Below are 1,533 nucleotides of genomic sequence, written 5' to 3'. Positions count from 1 at the left end.
CCGGGCGGCCAGGCGCTAATATCGCCCCCACGCTCGTCACTTCGTGTACTTCGCTGCCCCCCGAGGGGGCTGTTTCGGCTTGGGGCGGCCCTACGCCGAAACGTATCGCCCCCACGCTCGTCATTTCATGTACTTCGCTGCCCCCGAGGGGGTTATTTCCCCCTTGGGCGGCCCGGCGGGGAAATGCCGCATCAATTTCGGCCACAATTTTCATCAATGCGCCGCAGCGCGGCCATTACCATGCGAAGACATCTGTCCATCTTTCCCAAGGATTCCATGCTCAAGCTCTACATCGGCAACAAGAACTACTCGTCCTGGTCCATGCGCCCCTGGGTCCTGCTCAAGCAGGCGGGCATCGCGTTTGAGGAAGTCATGGTGCGCTTCGGCGTCAATGCGTTCAGTCCCGACTCCAGCTTCAAGCAAGCCGTCCATGCAGTGAGCCCCGGGGGCCGGGTGCCGGTGCTGGTGGACGACGGCTTCTCGGTCTGGGACACACTGGCCATCGCCGAATATGTGGCCGAGAAATTCCCCGAGAAGCAGCTTTGGCCGCAGGACGTGAAGGCCCGTGCGCGCGCGCGCAGCGTTTGCGCCGAAATGCATTCGGGCTTTGGCGGGCTGCGCAGCGCCTGTCCGATGAACATCGAGGCGTCGCTGGCGCAAGCGGGGGCGCTGGCGTGGCGCGACCAGCCGGCCGTGCGCACCGATGTGCAGCGCATTGTGGCGATGTGGACCGAACTGCTGGAGCAGCACAAAGGCCCCATGCTTTTCGGCGAATTCTCGGTCGCTGACGCCTATTTCGCCCCGGTGTGCATGCGCCTGAAGAACTACGAGCTGCCGGTGCCGGGCCAGATCACCGATTACATCCACCGCGTCTGTGCCCTGCCCGGGGTGAAGGCCTGGATAGCCGACGCCTTGGCCGAGAAAGACTTCGTCGATTTCGATGAACCCTACCGTCTCAAACGCTGATCCACTGACGCGCCGATCCGCTGAAAGCAAAGCACTCACCATGGTCACTATTTACCTGCGCTACGTACTCGACACCACCAAGCTCAAGGAGTTTGAGCACTACGGCAAGCTGTGGATTCGACTGCTTGAAAAATTTGGCGGCACGCACCACGGCTATTTCATGCCCAGCGAGGGTGCCAGCAACATCGCGCTGGCGCTGTTTACCTTTGACAGCCTGGCGGCGTACGAAAGCTACCGCCAGCGCTCCTTTGAAGACCCGGACTGCCAGGCCGCCTTCAAGTACGCGGAAGACACGCGCTGCATCGTCAGTTACGAGCGCAGTTTTTTCCGCCCTGTCTTTTCCTGATTTCCAAGCGGGACGGCCTTGTGCCGGCTCTGCCCCGAGCCGCTGAGCCACTGAGCCGCTTAGAGCCTGTTCACGCTTTATTTGGGGTCGCGTTGGGGCGCAATCGGGATGAGTTGGCTGCCAACACCACGCCGCATGGGCTCATGCCCATGCAAGGGGTTTGGTGGACAAATCGCCCGATTTCGTCCCAACCCGAAGGGCAGGTGCCTTTTCGGGCGGTC

General features: G+C 61.8%; 3 protein-coding genes. All 3 read left to right on the top strand.

Features of this window, described 5'->3' with window-relative positions; genetic code table 11:
* Positions 1–20: 20 nt before the first annotated feature.
* Genes V6M61_RS21010 through V6M61_RS06655 form a run of 3 tightly spaced genes read left to right on the top strand, consistent with a single transcriptional unit; the run spans position 21 to position 1,312 of the window.
* Positions 21–365 (top strand): 3-coathanger stack domain-containing protein, encoded by a 345-nt coding sequence (locus tag V6M61_RS21010; RefSeq protein WP_442957739.1) that lies wholly within the window; start codon positions 21–23, stop codon positions 363–365.
* Positions 277–966, top strand: coding sequence for a glutathione S-transferase family protein (locus tag V6M61_RS06660; protein WP_332775784.1), 690 nt, complete (start codon positions 277–279; stop codon positions 964–966). The genes V6M61_RS21010 and V6M61_RS06660 overlap by 89 nt, the downstream gene beginning before the upstream one ends.
* A 40-nt stretch (positions 967–1,006) precedes the next feature.
* Positions 1,007–1,312, top strand: coding sequence for an NIPSNAP family protein (locus tag V6M61_RS06655; protein ID WP_332775783.1), 306 nt, complete (start codon positions 1,007–1,009; stop codon positions 1,310–1,312).
* The last annotated feature ends 221 nt before the right edge of the window (positions 1,313–1,533 follow it).

This window comes from Polaromonas sp. (genome assembly GCF_036676035.1).
In the GTDB taxonomy this organism is placed as follows: domain Bacteria; phylum Pseudomonadota; class Gammaproteobacteria; order Burkholderiales; family Burkholderiaceae_C; genus Polaromonas.
The sequence above is the reverse complement of the archived record's forward strand: the minus strand, read 5'-3'. Positions and strand labels throughout refer to the sequence as shown.

Bases quoted from the DNA above. Each gene is read 5' to 3' on its own strand.
- V6M61_RS06655 (WP_332775783.1), top strand. From the start codon at position 1,007: ATGGTCACTATTTACCTGCGCTACGTACTCGACACCACCAAGCTCAAG.
- V6M61_RS06660 (WP_332775784.1), top strand. From the start codon at position 277: ATGCTCAAGCTCTACATCGGCAACAAGAACTACTCGTCCTGGTCCATG.